Source organism: Paenibacillus sp. AR247 (assembly GCF_002968895.1).
Taxonomy (GTDB): domain Bacteria; phylum Bacillota; class Bacilli; order Paenibacillales; family Paenibacillaceae; genus Paenibacillus_AQ; species Paenibacillus_AQ favisporus.
The window spans coordinates 312435-327085 of record NZ_PCZT01000023.1; the positions used below are offsets into that span (position 1 = coordinate 312435).

Annotated in this window: 12 protein-coding genes and 3 pseudogenes; 8 read left to right on the top strand and 7 right to left on the bottom strand. The window is 56.2% G+C overall.

Features of this window, described 5'->3' with window-relative positions:
- Positions 1–840 (top strand): MFS transporter (locus tag CPT76_RS38025; RefSeq protein ID WP_105445531.1); only part of this gene is annotated, 840 nt, incomplete at its 5' end.
- A gap of 87 nt (positions 841–927) precedes the next feature.
- Here CPT76_RS38025 and fumC read toward each other — a convergent pair.
- A pseudogene (gene fumC, locus CPT76_RS30490) lies at positions 928–2317 on the bottom strand (class II fumarate hydratase).
- Positions 2318–2553: 236 nt separating this feature from the next.
- On the opposite strand from fumC, the gene CPT76_RS30495 reads away from it, so the two are divergent.
- Positions 2554–3813 (top strand): alkaline phosphatase, encoded by a 1260-nt coding sequence (locus tag CPT76_RS30495; RefSeq protein WP_105445532.1) that lies wholly within the window; start codon positions 2554–2556, stop codon positions 3811–3813.
- A 171-nt stretch (positions 3814–3984) separates the two neighbouring features.
- Complete coding sequence (locus CPT76_RS30500; RefSeq protein WP_105445533.1) at positions 3985–5424, top strand: amino acid permease; 1440 nt, start codon at positions 3985–3987, stop codon at positions 5422–5424.
- Here CPT76_RS30500 and CPT76_RS30505 read toward each other — a convergent pair.
- From CPT76_RS30505 to CPT76_RS30515, 3 genes and pseudogenes are all read right to left on the bottom strand, one after another.
- Positions 5366–5995, bottom strand: coding sequence for a LysE family transporter (locus CPT76_RS30505; RefSeq protein ID WP_105445534.1), 630 nt, complete (start codon positions 5993–5995; stop codon positions 5366–5368). The two genes, CPT76_RS30500 and CPT76_RS30505, sit on opposite strands and share 59 nt — an antisense overlap.
- Before the next feature lie 191 nt (positions 5996–6186).
- Positions 6187–7732 (bottom strand): annotated as a pseudogene (locus CPT76_RS30510) (DHA2 family efflux MFS transporter permease subunit).
- Positions 7733–7744: 12 nt separating this feature from the next.
- Positions 7745–8380 (bottom strand): HlyD family secretion protein, encoded by a 636-nt coding sequence (locus CPT76_RS30515; RefSeq protein ID WP_105445535.1) that lies wholly within the window; start codon positions 8378–8380, stop codon positions 7745–7747.
- Positions 8381–8558: 178 nt separating this feature from the next.
- On the opposite strand from CPT76_RS30515, the gene CPT76_RS30520 reads away from it, so the two are divergent.
- The 4 genes from CPT76_RS30520 (at position 8559) to CPT76_RS41705 (ending at position 10696) form a co-directional block, all read left to right on the top strand.
- Complete coding sequence (locus CPT76_RS30520; protein ID WP_105445536.1) at positions 8559–9107, top strand: NAD(P)H-dependent oxidoreductase; 549 nt, start codon at positions 8559–8561, stop codon at positions 9105–9107.
- Between the two features lie 10 nt (positions 9108–9117).
- A complete protein-coding gene (locus tag CPT76_RS30525; protein WP_105445537.1) occupies positions 9118–9522 on the top strand; it encodes a hypothetical protein in 405 nt (134 codons plus the stop codon).
- Between the two features lie 168 nt (positions 9523–9690).
- Positions 9691–10152 (top strand): alpha/beta hydrolase, encoded by a 462-nt coding sequence (locus CPT76_RS41700; RefSeq protein WP_308737696.1) that lies wholly within the window; start codon positions 9691–9693, stop codon positions 10150–10152.
- A gap of 64 nt (positions 10153–10216) precedes the next feature.
- On the top strand, positions 10217–10696 hold the full coding sequence (locus CPT76_RS41705; RefSeq protein WP_308737698.1) for an alpha/beta hydrolase: 480 nt from the start codon (positions 10217–10219) through the stop codon (positions 10694–10696).
- Between the two features lie 82 nt (positions 10697–10778).
- Here CPT76_RS41705 and CPT76_RS30535 read toward each other — a convergent pair.
- The 3 genes and pseudogenes from CPT76_RS30535 to CPT76_RS38030 form a co-directional block, all read right to left on the bottom strand.
- Positions 10779–11797, bottom strand: a pseudogene (locus CPT76_RS30535) (ABC transporter ATP-binding protein); the annotation flags it as partial.
- Between the two features lie 193 nt (positions 11798–11990).
- Positions 11991–13736 (bottom strand): ABC transporter ATP-binding protein, encoded by a 1746-nt coding sequence (locus CPT76_RS30540; RefSeq protein ID WP_105445538.1) that lies wholly within the window; start codon positions 13734–13736, stop codon positions 11991–11993.
- A gap of 10 nt (positions 13737–13746) precedes the next feature.
- Complete coding sequence (locus tag CPT76_RS38030) at positions 13747–14196, bottom strand: hypothetical protein (RefSeq protein ID WP_181153156.1); 450 nt, start codon at positions 14194–14196, stop codon at positions 13747–13749.
- Positions 14197–14530: 334 nt separating this feature from the next.
- On the opposite strand from CPT76_RS38030, the gene CPT76_RS30550 reads away from it, so the two are divergent.
- Positions 14531–14651 (top strand): LacI family DNA-binding transcriptional regulator (locus tag CPT76_RS30550; protein ID WP_146116482.1); only part of this gene is annotated, 121 nt, incomplete at its 3' end.

Sequence of the window (14651 nt, forward strand, 5' to 3'; positions counted from 1 at the left end):
CTCGGTCCGGCTTTGACGGGACTCGTCATTCAGTATCTGCACTTGATGCCGCTGCGTGTTCCTTTCTGGCTGTTGACGGCATTATTGGTGACCGCGTGGATGGCTCTGGAAACGTTGAAGGATGCCGATTTTCTGGCGCAAAAAGGCAAGCCGAAAGCGGCACCTGCACCGATATCGCTGGGAGTGCCGTCTGAGATCAGCCCGCATTTCTGGTCGTTCAGCGCCCTGCCGATCTTTACGTTGTTTACGCTGAATGGTATTATTTTGTCCCTGATTCCTTCCTTTGTGAAAAGCGTGCTCCATTCATCCAACCTATCCGTCTCCGGCCTGCTGATCCTGCTGCTGCTTGGAGGAGGGGCCCTGCTGCAATTGTTGCCGCTGGCGAGCGAACCGGTTACCCGTCTGCGGCTGGGCATCGCGCTGCTGTCGATCGGGGCATGGCTGGTCGTCTTCTCGGGATCCACCGGAAGCATCGTTCTGCTGTGGATCGGGGTGCTGGTTCAAGCCCTTGGCAGCGGCTGGACGTTCCAAATCAGCTTGCGTCTGGCTGGTGAGCTGCCGCACGCTGAGGCTCGGTCAAAGGTCATCACGACCTTTTACCTTGCCGGCTATGCCGGGTTTATCGTACCGGTTATCGGCACCGGCGTGTTGACGTACTTTTTCGATCTGCATGTGTCGCTCGTGGTGCTGAACACGCTGGCCTCGCTGCTGGTGCTGTATATGCTCGGTTATTCCGTCCGCTTCCGGCGTTATTACGCCGCGAGAAAGCAGGAGGAAATCCAGGTAGCGCGCTCTAAAGTTGCCGCTGCCGGGGCAGACCAAGGGGCAATGACAAGCTGAGGGGAGTATGGTGAGAGAAATAAAAAAAGTCGAGTAAGGTTCAGAGAACTCCTGACCTTAACTCGACTTTTTTGCTTCTATCTCTAACTATTCCTTCGGATGAATCATTTCCTCCGGACGCACGACCGCGTCGAACTGCTCTTCGGTGAGCAGGTTGCTCTTCAGGGCCGCTTCTTTCAGCGTCAAGCCTTCCTTGTGTGCCAGCTTGGCGACCGCGGCGGCGTTTTCGTAGCCGATGTGCGGATTGAGCGCCGTCACGAGCATGAGCGACTGATTCAGGTTGCGCTCGATGACCGCGCGGTTTGGCTCGATGCCCACGGCGCAATGATCGTTGAATGAGCGCATGGCGTCGCCCAGCAGGCGGGCGGACTGCAGGAAGTTATAGATGATGACCGGCTTGAACACGTTCAGCTCGAAATTGCCTTGACTCGCCGCGAAGCCGATCGCCGCATCGTTGCCCATAACCTGGCAGACGACCATCGTCAGCGCTTCGCTCTGCGTCGGGTTGACCTTGCCCGGCATGATGGAGCTGCCCGGTTCATTGGCCGGGATCGTCAGCTCGCCGATGCCGCAGCGCGGACCGCTGGCCAGCCAGCGTCACGTCGTTGGCGATTTTCATGAGATCAGCGGCAAGCGCTTTCAGCGCGCCGTGAACATAGACGATCTCGTCATGGCTCGTGAGCGCGTGGAATTTGTTTTCCGCCGATGTGAACGTTTTGCCGGTCAGCTTGCTGATATTGGCTGCCGTCATCTCGCCGAACTTCGGATGGGCGTTAATCCCGGTTCCTACCGCGGTCCCGCCGATCGCCAGCTCACGCAGGGATTCCAGGCTGCTGCGGATCATGCCTTCGCTTTTCTCCAGCATCCGGTGCCATCCGCTGATTTCCTGGCCCAGGGTCAGCGGAGTCGCGTCCTGAAGGTGGGTCCGGCCGATCTTGATAATATCCATAAACTGCTCGCTCTTCGCGCGGAAAGTCTCCTTCAGCTTCACCAGGGAAGGCAGAACTTGATCCTCAACGGCGATCAGGGCGGCAATATGCATAGCAGTCGGGAAGGTGTCATTGGAGCTTTGCGACTTGTTGACGTCGTCGTTCGGGTGGATACGCTGGTCGCTGCCTTGTTCCTGAAGCAGCTGGTTCCCCCGGTTGGCGATGACCTCGTTTACGTTCATGTTGGACTGGGTGCCGCTTCCGGTCTGCCATACGGCGAGCGGAAAATGATCGTCCAGTTTGCCGGCAATCACTTCGTCGGCCGCTGCGACGATAGCGTCCGCTTTCTCTGCATTCAGCTTGCCGAGCTCTTTATTGGCGAGAGCTGCGCTTTTCTTGAGGATGGCGAATTCACGAATCAGCTCAAGGGGCATTTTCTCCGTGCCGATTTCAAAATTTTCAAAGCTGCGCTGGGTTTGCGCCGCCCAAAGCTTGTCCGCGGGAACCTTGATCTCGCCGATGGTGTCTTTCTCAATTCTGAATTCCAATTGTGTTTCCTCCTTCTCCACTTCTATGAAAAATAGGTCTTCCTGATATGAAATATATCATAATCCGGGGACCAGGAGAAAACAGATTTCACCCGAAGCCAGTTTGGGCCTGTCCGGCCCCGATCCGCTTGCCTCTTCTCAAAGATGAAATACATTTTACAAACTCCGCCATCCCGCTTAACAATCGGCTCCTATAATGGGGACATGCTAGAATCCTTTAAAGGAGTGAATGATGAATGAAACGCAGTAAACGTCTGGTTCAAACCGCTTTCTGCCTGAGCGCGGCGGCAAGTTTAATTTTTACGGGCTCGGTCAGCGCCCAAGGAAACTCGAAAGCCCCTTCACCCAATGCGGGCAAAGCCAAAAACGTGATTCTGTTCGTCGGTGACGGCATGGGCACCGCAGCGCGCGACGCCATCCGTCTGAGCACCGTTGGCGTCAACGGCAAGCTGCAAATGGACGATATGCCATATGTTGGACTTCTTCGCACCCATTCCACGACTACGGTTACGGATTCCGCCGCAGCGGGAACGGCCATTGCCAGCGGCGTGAAGACTTATAATGGAGCCGTCGGTGTGGACGCCAACAAAAAACCGGTCAAAACGCTGCTTGAAATCGCCAAGGAGAAAGGCAAATCCACGGGTCTCGTGACGACAAGCCAAATTACCGATGCAACGCCTGCGGCATTCGCATCCCATGTGGAAGACCGCTCCAAGCAAAGTGATATCGCCAAGCAGTATCTGGAGAAAAAAGTAGACGTTCTGCTCGGCGGCGGTGAGGATTTCTGGTACCCGCAAGGTACGCCAGGTCCGCACCCGGACCAGCCGGCTGAAGATCCGACAGAAGGCAGCAAGGGCACTCAGGGCAACCTGGTGGAGAAAGCCAAGCAGCTCGGATATCAATATGTAACGAACAAAGAAGAGTTGAGCAAAGCGAAGAATGGCAGAATTCTCGGCCTGTTTGCGAATGAAGAAATGTTCCAGCAAAGAGAGGAAGGGCAGGGTGACCTGTACAATCCAACGGTACCGCTCGTGGACATGACGAAAAAAGCGCTGGATACCCTCTCTACCAATAAAAAGGGCTTTTTCTTGATGGTTGAAGAAGAAGGCACGGATGAATTCGCCCACAATGACAATGCCAAGCTGACGATCAAAGCCGGCCAGGAGCTGGACAAAGCCGTTGGCGCAGCTAAGGAATTCGCGAAGAAGCATCCTGATACACTGGTACTTGTGCTGGCCGACCATGAGACAGGCGGCTTGACGATCGAAGAGCCGGATGACAAGGACGAGTCTGGAGACGGCATTTCTAAGGAAGACGGTCCGTTCGCTATCGCGAACTCCAAGGATCAGTTCTATGTGGACTGGACGACTTCCGGCCATTCCGGCGTGGACGTGCCGCTGACGGCCATGGGCAGCGGAGCCGAGCTGTTTGCAGGCGTCTACGAAAACACGTATGTGCATGATGCCATTTTGAAAGCTTGGGGAATCAAAAAGTAACGAATCGTAAAAGGAATCATAAAACTATTGTTTTAAAGCCGCAGTTTGCAGGATGGCGAAAGTCCCTGCAGCTGCGGTTTTTTGGATTTCGGGGCCCGCCATAAAGTACATAAGATGTCACCTCCCGGGGATGATAACAGAGTTCGACCAATACGGTGGAGGGAATCATTTATGGCACAGAATCAAGGCTCCCAGACGAAAGAAAAGAAACTGAAATGGTGGCAGCTGTCGCTCCTTGGGGTGGCCTGCACGGTCGGTACGGGTTTTTTCCTGGGCTCTCATATTGCGATTGAGATCGGCGGTCCTTCCGCGGTCGTTGCGTACGCCCTGGCGGCGTTCGGGGCCTATTTGGTCTACGATAAGCTGTCTCAAATGACAGCGGAGGATCCGATGGAGGGCTCGTTCCGCTCTTACGCCAAGAAGGCTTTCGGCCGGTGGGCAGGGTTCAGCAGCGGCTGGGTGTACTGGTCGTCGGAGCTGCTTATTATGGGGAGCCAATTAACGGCGCTTGCCTTGTTTTCACGCTTTTGGTTTCCGCAGGTTCCGATGTGGTGCTTTGCGGCGGGGTACGGTGTTCTCGGGCTCCTTATCATTTGGATTGGAACCAAGGGATTCGAGCGAATGGAGAACATTTTTGCTGTGCTAAAAATTGCGGCGATCTTCATGTTTATGGTCATCGCCATTCTGGCGGTATCCGGCGTACTCCCGACCAAAGCTCACGGTCCCGCTTTTCCGCGGGATTGGGTACCGGGCGGGCTCACAGGATTTTGGGCAGCGCTCATTTTTGCTTTTTACGGATACGGGGGACTGGAAGCGTTAGGTCTGATGACCATGAGGCTGAGGGAGCCCAAAGACGCGCCGAAGGCTGGCAAGGTGATGCTGCTGCTGTTAGTGTCCATCTATGTCATTTCCATTGGACTGGCGCTTATTCTCGAGCCATGGAAATCCTATGCTGCCGAGGAGAGCCCGTTTGTGGTGGCCCTTGTCGATTATAAGCTGCCGTTTGTGCCGCATTTGTTTAATGCGGTTCTCATTATTGCCGGTTTCTCGACGATGACGGCCTCGCTGTTTGCGGTGACGACGATGATCGTTACGCTGGCCAGCGACGGGGATGCACCGCCCTTTTTCATCAAGGGCAAGAAGAAGGAAGGCAAAAAGCCCCTGCCGGCTATCGGTCTGACGGCTGTGGGGCTCCTCGCTTCCGTGGTATCCGCTCTGCTGATGCCGAAAAGCGTATATGAGTACATTACGACGGCCGCGGGCATGATGCTGCTGTATAACTGGATGTTTATTCTCGTCACGTCCGGCAAGCTGCTGGAGCTGACCGGATGGGGCAAAGTCAAGCGGTATATCGGCATGGTGCTGATCGCCTTGACGCTGATCGGAACGCTGTTTCATAAAATCAGCCGTCCCGGTTTTTTCATCAGTCTCGGATTTATCGTCGTGATCGGCTGCGTTACGCTGGTCATGCGCCATTTCTGGAACAAAACCGATGGGCCGAAGAAGGGCTCGTACGATACCGAAGAGCACGCAGAGTCTGGCCCAAGAACGATCAGGACCCGAACAAAATTCGGTATGCCTCGTATCCGAAGTAGAGGCCGAATCCGATAAGCGAAATGCCGGAAATGACTGAAATCGCGCTGACCAGGCGCTGCGTGAGCACCCGCCGGAACATGCTGGCTACGATAGCCATCAACACATCCCACAGCATGAGGCCGGCCATGATCGCACAGCTGTACAGGAACACCTCTTTGGCTTCGTACTTAGCTATCATGTCGGCGAGAACCGACCCGTAAATCCCCATCCAGAACAGGATAGACAGCGGGTTAGAGATGGACATGATAAAGCCGGCGCTGAAGGATTTCACATGCGATTCATTACTGCTGCGGGTTTCCATACCCGCTTTTCCTGCGGTCAGGAGGCTTTCTACGCCGATATAAGTCAGGATAAAGAAGCCGAACAGCAGCAGAAACGTTTTCATAAAAGGGATGTTAAGAAAATGAATGACCCCGAAATACACAAGCAGCATGAAAATTCCGTCGGCCACCATGGCTCCGAGGCCCACCAGCCACGCGTGTAAAAAGCCTCCGCGCAGCCCGCGGTCCATCTGTGCCGCATTGATGGGACCGATCGGAGCGGCCAGGGAAAGGCCAAGCAGGAAATGGCTGATCCATACACTCATTCAAAGAGAACCCCCTTCATCGGTCTGTCGCATTGTTACATCCTATGTGAAGGGCCCTGCTTGTACGACTAAAAAAGCAAATCTTGTCCGAAAAATAAAAGAGCCGTTATCCCATGCGGGATAGCGGCTTTGTATATGTACCCCAATCATGAGGTCCAATATCGTTGGTGCTGCGCTTTGGGTCTAGAAGCTTAGGGCTGCTTGGCCGGACTCCCGGACCGTTTGCCTTTGCGCGCCCGGCGCAGGAAGAGGGAAAAGAACAAGGCGGCGATGGCGAACCAGGTCGCAACGATAAAGGCGTCGTTGATGCCGTTGACGCTTGCGTTCGACGACACCAGCCCGAGTACCGACTGCAGTGCCAGCGATACGCCGGTCTCGGCGGGAACCCCTGCGGTGGCGGCAACCTCCTGCCCAAGTGCAGCGATATCCTGCATGATGAACGGATTATCCTCGTTGTACAGCGTGGACGATTCCGCGATGTGAAAAGTGGTCCGCGTCGACATCACCGTCACCAGCAGCGCGGTCCCGATCGACCCGGCCACCTGCCGCATCGTATTGGACATTGCCGTTCCGTGGCTTCCGAGGTAGTAGGGAAGCTGGTTGAGCCCCTCGGTCTGCACCGACATCATGATCAGCGACATGCCGAAGCTGCGAATTGTGTAGAGCATCATCAGATGCGAATACGATGTGGTGTCAGTCAACCGGCTGAATTCAAAGGTCATGACCGCGGTGATGAGCAGCCCGATAATGGCCAGGGGTCGTAGCGCCGATTTTATCGAAAATCGCTCCCGAGATCGGGGACATGATCCCCATCAGAATCGCCCCTGGCAGAAGGAGCAGACCGGACTGAAGCGGGGTGAACCCGCGGATATTCTGGAGGTAAATCGGGAGCAGCAGCATCGCCCCGAACATCGTCATGTTGACGAGGCCGCCGACGACCGTCGAAACCGAGAAGATGTCGTATTTAAACACGCGGAAATCGAGCATCGGCGAGTCCATGTTCAGCTCGCGCACGACAAACAGGATGATAAAGACAGCACCCACAATAAGCGAGCCGAGCACCGTGAAGCTGGTCCAACCTTTGTCTCCGGCGGAACTGAAGCCATAGAGCAGAATTCCGAAACCAAGGGTGGAGAAGATGACGCCCCAGGAATCAAATTTCGGTTTGGTCAGGCGGTTGATATTTTTAAGCCACTTCATGGCGAACAGAATATCCAGAACGGCCAGCGGAATGACCATGAAAAACAGGATCCGCCACGTATAGTGCTCCACGATCCATCCCGATAACGTCGGTCCGATCGCCGGTGCGAACATCAGGGCAATCCCCATCATGCCCATCGCGGTCCCGCGTTTTTCGGGCGGGAAAACCGTCAGGAACACGTTCATCACGACGGGCATAATGATCCCCGCCCCGCTGGCCTGTACAACGCGGCCAAACAGCATCAGCGGAAAGTTGGTGCTGACGGCGCAGAGCACCGCACCGATGGTGAATAGGCTCATGGCCGTAATAAAGAGCACCCGGGTCCCGTAGGACTCAATCAGAAAAGCGGTGACCGGAACGAGCACGCCGTTCACCAGCATGTAGGCGGTGGACAGCCACTGCACCGTCGTTGCGGACACGTTGAAATCGTTCATCAGGTGGGGGATAGCCACGTTCAGCAGCGTCTGGTTCAGGATGGAGACGAACGCCCCGAGCATGAGCACCGTCAACGTCCGCCCCATATGTATATTTTCCATTAGACAAGCCCCCTAAATATGGATTCGAACGGTCGCATTCATGCCCGGAACGAGCCCGAGGCCTTTATACCCTTCAATGGTAACGACGATAGGGATGACTTGCGTCACTTTGGTGTAGTTGGCGTTGGAATTGGTCGTTGGAAACAGCGAGAACGTAGACGCGGTAGCCAGTCCGATTTGATCGATCTTGCCGGTTAGCGTCGTATCTGGAAAAGCATCAACATAGACGTCGACGGTTTGGCCGACCTTGATTTTATCCAGCTTGGTTTCTTCAATATTGGCCGAAATCCACAGGTTGTTCAGGTTGTAGGCTCTTGCCAGCGAAGTCCCTGGGGATACAAAAGAATTGGGAACTGCCGTTTGCTGAACGATGGTGGAGTTCACAGGGAACGTTATATCAAGCCGGGTACCTCCGGAAGTTACGCTTCCTACGACATCGCCGGAATTGTAATATTTACCGACGGATCCGTTCCAGGTCGTAAGCTTGCCGGCCGCTGGTGCGGTGATGGATACCCCTTGTCCGGTGACTTGGGCATTGTCGGTTTTAATGTAGTTGGACGTCTGGTTGTAGTAATAAATGGCCGCGCCGCCCAGGACGAGCACAATGATGACGACTACAACGTTGACCAGCAGTGCACGCGAATTCATAAAAGCATGATCCCTCCTAAAGGTGCTTCCTAGTTATCGATTGAAAACAGATATCCAAGAGCATCTCCTAATTGCCCCATTCATATTCAGCAGAGGAATTTCCCGGATCGCCGCTCGGATAAAGGAACGCCGCCCTGGAGATAAATAAGAAATCCAGTTGATGAAAGGGGAGTTAAACATGAAAGTGTACGTGGTTTACGACAGCGAAAACGGCCACACGGAAGCCTTGGCGCGTTCCGTATGGGAAGGGGCATCGAGCGTAGACGGAGCTGAGGCGGAAATCGCTCACGTTAATGAAGCGGACATTTATAAACTTGAAGATATGGATGCCATCGTATGGGGATGTCCTGGACATTTTGGAACCATCAGTTCAGGACTCAAAAATTGGATCGACAAGCTTGGCTACCTGTGGGCGCAGGGCAAGCTGGTCAACAAAGTCGGGGCCGTATTCTGCACGACGGCGACCGTGCACGGCGGGGTGGAATCCACCATGATCAACCTGCTGACGCCGATGCTTCACAACGGCATGATCGTCGTCGGTCTTCCCGGAAACATACCGGAGAACGCCTTGTACGGATCGTATTACGGTGTGGGTGTGACGTGTCCCGTGGAGCTTTCGGATGACGATCCCAAAAACCTGCCCGGCGAAAACGACCTCGCCCTGGGCCGAGCATTAGGCAAGCGCGTAGCCGAATTGGCCGGACGATTCTCCTCGGCAGCAAGGTAAGGTACAGGCTATGATTATCGCCTTTATCGTTCTGGCTGTCCTCGCCCTGGTTTTTCTTTTTATTTACAATGCCCGGATGTCCAAGAAAGCAGCGAAAAAGCAGGCAAAGGAACCTTTCCAAGAAACGGCGGAGCCAACTGCTCATCTTGAACCTGTGAAGGCGGCGGAACCGCCGCCGGCAACCACCGGACCGGTGGTCTCTGAACCGGTAAGAAGACCCGAGCCGGTGCCGGTGACAACCCGGAGGCCGCAGGCTGCGGAGCAGCAGGGCGACCGGGCTTACCGCGATGCTCTCCGGCAGTTCGCGGGAGGCACGCCGGCCAAGGAGGAGGAGCCGCCCGCGCCGAAGCCGGACTACAGTACGGACAACGCCTACCGGGAAGCGCTGCGGTCGATGGCGAAGAACAAAAAGTAGCACGATCCTGCAGCACTGCGAACAGCCGCTTTCGGTGATGGACCGAAGGGGCTGTTTTTTGGTGACCGAAAGGAACGGACGCAGAACCGCCATTGTATGCCGTGCTGCGGAATGTTATTTTATACATATCCAATAATCGCCTAAGACCGGGAGGGAAAGATCACCATCATGTTCACCGCCGTATGGGTCGCCATCATTTGCCTGGCCGTGATCGTTTTGCTGCTGGCCGCGGCAAGTGCTTATTTTTATAATGTGGGCATCAAGCGCAGCACGAAGGAGTTTTTGGAAGCCGATCCGGCGCTGGTCAAAGAAGAGCACCCCTGGGAGCTTGAGGAGGGGTGGCTCCACAGCCAGCCTGTTGAAACGTTGGAGCTGACGTCCTCGGACGGAATTGCCCTCAAAGGATATTTCATCCCCGCAGCCACGCCTGCCCGCCAAACCGCCATCGTCGTGCACGGCTATTCCAGCCAGGGCCGGGAAATGGGGGCTTTTGCTAAGCTGTACCATGAGATGGGCATGAACGTGCTGATGCCGGATAACCGGGGGCACGGCCAAAGCGGAGGGAATTACATCGGGTTTGGCTGGCCGGACCGCAGAGATATTATGAAGGTGGATCGGCACGGTCATTGACCGCAGCGGACCCGAGGCGGAAATCATACTGCACGGCGTATCCATGGGTGGAGCGACAGTGCTGATGGTAAGCGGGGAGGAGCTCCCCGGGCAGGTGAAGTGCATCGTATCGGACTGTGCCTACACGTCAGTGCGTGACATTTTGACCCATCAGCTCAAGCAGATGTATAAGCTCCCGCCATTTCCGCTGCTGCCGGCAACCAGCCTGATGTGCAAGCTGCGGGCAGGATACTCCTTCGGAGAAGCCTCAGCGTTGAAGCAGGTCGCCCGGACGAAGCTCCCGATTCTGTTTATTCACGGGGACCGCGATACCTTTGTCCCATACGCGATGCTGCACCGTCTTGTGGATGCCGCGGTAGGAGATAAGGAAGTCTATGTGGTTCAGGGGGCTTCGCATGCGAACGCTTATTTTGTGGACAAAAAAGAATACGAACGCAGGATACGCCAATTTATTGGGCGTTATATCCGGTTAGGGGAGGGGACGGAAAAGGAGATGATTCCCGAATCGGAGCCGCAGGCTGTTCTGACCCCTATGGAGGGTTAAATCCTGACCTGACAACATCGTTCATCCAAAAAACTCCGGAAGCGCCCATGAAGGCATCCGGAGTTTTGTTATGATTCCCCAATTATATCGCCCGCTGAAACTGGCTGGTGTACAAGTCATAATAAAAACCTTTGGCTTCCAGCAGCTGACGGTGGTCCCCCTGCTCGGCAATGCGTCCGCCGTGGATGAACAGAATCCGGTCCGCATCCTGAATCGTGCTCAGCCGGTGGGCGATGACAAAGCTGGTCCGTCCCTTCATCAGCGTCTGCATCGCTTCCTGGACATGCATTTCGGTCCGGGTATCGACGCTGCTGGTGGCTTCATCCAGTATAAGGATGGCCGGATCGGCGAGGATCGCCCGGGCGATGGTCAGCAGCTGGCGCTGGCCGTGGCTCAGATTGCTGCCCTCAGCGGCCAGGATCGTATCATACCCGTCCGGCAGACGGGATATAAAGCGGTCGGCATTCGCCAGCCTGGCGGCATGCTCCACTTCGGCATCGGTCGCATCTAACCGTCCGAACCGGATGTTTTCGCGGATGCTGCCGGAAAAAACGTAGGCGTCCTGGAGGACGATCCCCACCTTGCTCCGCAGGCTGTCTTTATCCATATCGCGGATGCTCACCCCGTGGTGCTGCTGCTGGGCTTTGAACAGCTTTCGGGTCAGCGCGTGATTTGGCGGGTTGCCACGAGCACAAGCGGAATGCTGATGAGGCTGACGAGCGTAAGGGGCAGGTTGAGCCTCAGCATGATGACCAGCGATCCGGCCAGCGTAATGATGCTGTTCAAGAGCTGCGTTACGCTCTGGTTCAGCGTGTTCGACACGTTCTCGATGTCATTGGTCGTGCGGCTCATCAGTTCTCCGGTCGGATGGGTATCGAAAAAGCGCAGCGGCAGCTGCTGGTATTTATCGAACAGATCCTGGCGGAGGGCCAAGACGGTGCGCTGGGAAACCGCCGTCATGACGTACACCTGAATCCAGGAAACAACGCTGCCCAGTGCATAGATGCCGATCATCAGCAGGCAGAGCGACCAGAAGCCGTCATGCTCTTTCGGCATAATGAAGCGGTCGATCGCTTTGCCGAGCAGGAAAGGGCCGATCAGGGAGATGACCGCGCTGAGAATGGTCGTAACGTATACGATAATCAACCCGAACCGCTGGCGGCTCAGATAGGCCCACAGTCTTCTGAGGGTAGCGCCAGCCTGCTTGGGTATGGCTTTCTGCATGACCATGTTTCGGCCGGGTCCATGACCCATCATGGGAGGGCCCCCGTGGCGCGGTTCTGTGCCGGCGGGTTTAGTTGGCTGCGGCATGCGTATCTTCCTCCTTCCGCTGCGAACGGTAAATATCCTGATAAATCGCGCTGGTCCGCAGCAGTTCTTCGTGGGTCCCCCGGGCGGCAATGGAGCCGTTCTCCAGCACCAGAATCTGGTCGGCCTCCATGACCGAGCTGATCCGCTGCGCGATGATGATGTTGGTGCTGCGGTTCATCAGCTCCTTCAGCGCCGCTTGGATGCGCGATTCGGTACCGACGTCGACCGCGCTCGTGCTGTCGTCCAGGATGAGGATCCGCGGCTTAACGAGCAGCGCGCGGGCGATCGACAGGCGCTGCTTCTGCCCGCCGGACAAGTTGACGCCTTTTTGCCCGATCACGGTCTCATAGCCGTCCGGCATCTGCATGATAAAATCGTGGGCCTGGGCGGCCTTGGCCGCCGCGGTCACTTCCTCCAGCGGAGCGCCGGGCTGACCATAACGGATGTTATCCAGCACTGTGCCCCTGAACAGCACGGACTGCTGCAGCGTCATGCCCACCATCCCGCGCAGGATGTCCAGCGGGATGGCGCGGACATCCGTGCCGCCGATGAGCACGCGGCCGCCGGTGGCGTCATAGAGCCGCGGGATCAGGTGCACGAGCGAGGATTTGCCGGATCCGGTAACGCCTAGAATGGCGGTCGTCTGCCCCGGCTTGGCTGTAAAGCTGATCCCGCTGAGCACCGGATCGGCATGCGGATGCTCCCCGTAACCGAAGGATACATTCTCGAAGACCACGTCCGCGGCCGCCGGTTCCTTGGCCTGGGCGCCGGTGGGATCGACAATGTCCGGCTGCGCGTTAAACACTTCCTGCACCCGGGCCGCGGAGACTCTGGCCCGGGAGATGAAGGTCAGCATGTTGCTTACCATCAGCATGGCGAACAGGAGCTGGGTCACGTAATTGATATAAGCGATCAAATCGCCGGCGGGAAGGGATCCGCCGCGGGTAAGGGCGCCTCCGTACCAGAGCACCGCCACGATGCTCAAATTCAGGATCAGCGTCATGACCGGCATGTTCAGCCCCAAGAGCCGGTTGACCGAGATGGCCTCCTTCGTGTATTCGCCGTTAGCGCCGGCAAAGCGCTTGCGTTCATAGCCTGCGCGGACGAAGGCCTTGACTACCCGAATGCCGGCGAGGTTCTCCTGCAGGACGCCGTTCACCTGGTCAAGCATCGACTGAACCCGGCCGAACAGCGGAAAAGACTTCCGGATCAGAAGCACCAGAAATACGACCAGGACAGGGATCGATACCGCCAGGACCAGCGTCAGCCGGGGGCTGATCCAGAGGGCCAGAATGAGGCTGCCGAGGAACAGCAGCGGGGAGCGGATGCTCCGCAGGATCATCTGGACCACTGTCTGCAGCTGAACGACGTCATTCGTCAGCCGGGTGATGAGCGATCCGGTCTTCAGCTCGTCCAGATTGCGGAAGGAAAAGGTTTGTATTTTCCGGAACAGATGGTCCCGGAGATCGGTGCCGAAATGCTGAGAGGCATAAGTTGAAAAGATGGTGCACCCTACGCCGCCAAGCAGGCCGACTACGGCAACCCCGATCATCAGAAGACCTGTTCGCTCGATGTACGCAAGGTCGCCGGGGACAATTCCTTTATTAACGATGTTCGCCATCAGCGCTGGCTGCAGCAGGTCCATGGATACCTCAAGCAGCATCAGCAGCGGAGCCAGCAGGGCCGACACTTTATATGGGCGAAGGTAGGATATCATCAGTTTCCACATGGGCGGGACCTCACTTGGTATCAGAATCGGCTGCCTGCGCCTGGCCTCCCGGCGAAGAAACGGGGGCTCCGCCATCCCCCGTTTCGCGCAGCTCGAACGTATGGATGTACTCCTGGATCATCTGGTCAACGGCTTTCAGCTCACCGGTAATGACCTGCTGGATCGGCTGGAACTCGGGCTGGCTCAGCTGCTGCATCAGCGTGCTGCGCATGACCTGCATACGCTCCAGAAACATCAGAACGCGGCCGCGCCGAAACGTCTGGGCGCTCTGAAAGCTCCGGCCGCTCTCGTCGTCGCTGTGATGCTCCCTTTTGCCGCGCCGGCCGTGGTCGTGGTGCCCGTGTCCGCGGCCCCCGCCGCGCCGGTCGCCTCGCTCCCAGCGGCCGCCACCCTCCAGTATCCGGGGATCAGCAGCTAATTCCGGCTGCCGGCCTGCCTCGTTGTTCATATCTTCTTTCATTGACGTCACTCCTTAGAATTAGTGGATGTGTATACGTGTACTACCGTTTGTATACAAATGTATACGATTGTGTAATGGGAGTCAATTCTTTTTACCCTAAATCTGGAAAATTGAGGCTTTCTCTGTTCTTCGTTATCGTCTCTATATAATGCCGGCGCCCATTTTGTTATAATGTTGTTGATTCTCCAGACTAACAAACATGGTTCCAGAAACGGCTGTATCCGGACCCGGAGCACAACCGGTGTCGTAACCGCCTTGAAAGCGGCACGCCTGATGCAGCCCTTTACGATATTCGTAACATGAATGACAGTTTATTTGAGGTGAAATTGAGACGATGGCCAAAAAGATTACGATGCAGCAAATCGCCGACCACCTGGGCGTATCGAAGTTCGTTGTATCCAAGGCGCTGTCCGGCAAGGGCGGAGTCAATGAAATGACCCGGGAGCGGGTGATCC

Bases quoted from the DNA above. Each gene is read 5' to 3' on its own strand.
- CPT76_RS30525 (WP_105445537.1), top strand. From the start codon at position 9,118: ATGATTATCGCCTTTATCGTTCTGGCTGTCCTCGCCCTGGTTTTTCTT.
- CPT76_RS30540 (WP_105445538.1), bottom strand. From the start codon at position 13,736: ATGTGGAAACTGATGATATCCTACCTTCGCCCATATAAAGTGTCGGCC.
- CPT76_RS30520 (WP_105445536.1), top strand. From the start codon at position 8,559: ATGAAAGTGTACGTGGTTTACGACAGCGAAAACGGCCACACGGAAGCC.
- CPT76_RS30505 (WP_105445534.1), bottom strand. From the start codon at position 5,995: ATGAGTGTATGGATCAGCCATTTCCTGCTTGGCCTTTCCCTGGCCGCT.
- CPT76_RS30500 (WP_105445533.1), top strand. From the start codon at position 3,985: ATGGCACAGAATCAAGGCTCCCAGACGAAAGAAAAGAAACTGAAATGG.
- CPT76_RS30515 (WP_105445535.1), bottom strand. From the start codon at position 8,380: ATGAATTCGCGTGCACTGCTGGTCAACGTTGTAGTCGTCATCATTGTG.
- CPT76_RS41705 (WP_308737698.1), top strand. From the start codon at position 10,217: ATGGTAAGCGGGGAGGAGCTCCCCGGGCAGGTGAAGTGCATCGTATCG.
- CPT76_RS38030 (WP_181153156.1), bottom strand. From the start codon at position 14,196: ATGAAAGAAGATATGAACAACGAGGCAGGCCGGCAGCCGGAATTAGCT.
- CPT76_RS30495 (WP_105445532.1), top strand. From the start codon at position 2,554: ATGAAACGCAGTAAACGTCTGGTTCAAACCGCTTTCTGCCTGAGCGCG.
- CPT76_RS41700 (WP_308737696.1), top strand. From the start codon at position 9,691: ATGTTCACCGCCGTATGGGTCGCCATCATTTGCCTGGCCGTGATCGTT.